Below are 1,228 nucleotides of genomic sequence, written 5' to 3'. Positions count from 1 at the left end.
CTTCATTTACAGCGATTGGAAGCAATGTTTATACGGCAGCATCGTCTGGGACGTATAGTTTTAGAGTTACGGATTCTAATACTTCGGGATGTACAGTAGTTACCAGTGCGACAGTAAATGCTATTACCAATCCATCGGTAAGTGCTAGCCAGGTAAATGTTAGCTGTAATTCAGGCACACCAAACGGTTCAGTTACCTTAACAGGATCAGGAGGATCAGGAGGCTATACTTACAGTAACAATGCTACAAGCGGCTTTAGCACTACAGCTACTTTTACAGGCTTGGGAGCTTCAGCAACGCCATATACTTTTTATGTAAAAGACAGTAAGGGCTGTACCGGTTCCGTTAATGTTACCATTACCGAGCCATCAGCTTTGACAACAACCGCTTCAGCAAGTGCTTTTAGCTGTAATAGCAGTACAAATGCCAAACAGAGTGCCTTAGTTACCGTTGTAGAACCTACAACTGGAACCGCACCATATACTTATAGTTTTGAGGGGGGAGCCTTTACAGGAATCAGAACATTCACGGTTTCAGATAATGGTACAGACCAAACGATCGACTATGTAGTAAGAGACAATAACGGCTGTAGTTTTACAGATTCGGTTTTGATCAACAGATTAAACCCGCCTGTTATCTCAGATATTACCCATACGCCTATTTATTGTGCTCCATTGAGCACAACTAGTACTGTAACGGTTACCAAAACAGCAACTACAGGAGTTGGTCCAACAATTACCTATGAAATTACAGCACCAGCAGGTTCTGTAACTTCCAATACGACAGGAGTTTTTAGCGGACTTGCTGGTGGAGTAACCTATAGCTTCAAAGTAACGGATGCTAACGGATGTTTTGCTACAGGTTCTCATACAGTACCAGTTGTTAGTCCAATTTCGGTTATTGGAACTAAATTGAATGATGTATATTGTAATGGAGGTTCAACAGGATCTATTCGATACAATGTAAGTCAGTTTACTTCATCTTACAGTTATAGTGTTAACGCAGCAGCAGCAGTTAGCGGACAGACAGCGTCAGAGTTTACGTTGTCTAATTTGCCGGTTGGCAGCTACTCTGTAGTTTTCACAGACGATACTACTAATTGTACGGCATCAACCAATATCAGCATTACTGAGCCATCGGCAGCGTTATCCGCTACAGCTACTCAGGTAAATGCCAATTGTAATGTTGCTACTTCAAAAGTTACCGTTACCGCTACAGGAGGAACTCC

Annotated in this window: 1 pseudogene; it reads left to right on the top strand. The window is 42.2% G+C overall.

The window, feature by feature from the left end:
- Positions 1–1,228 (top strand): annotated as a pseudogene (locus FLV_RS19880) (hypothetical protein); the annotation flags it as partial.

The organism is Flavobacterium pectinovorum, from assembly GCF_022802975.1.
In the GTDB taxonomy this organism is placed as follows: Bacteria; Bacteroidota; Bacteroidia; order Flavobacteriales; family Flavobacteriaceae; genus Flavobacterium; species Flavobacterium pectinovorum_B.
This window is presented reverse-complemented; position numbering and strand designations above follow the sequence as displayed.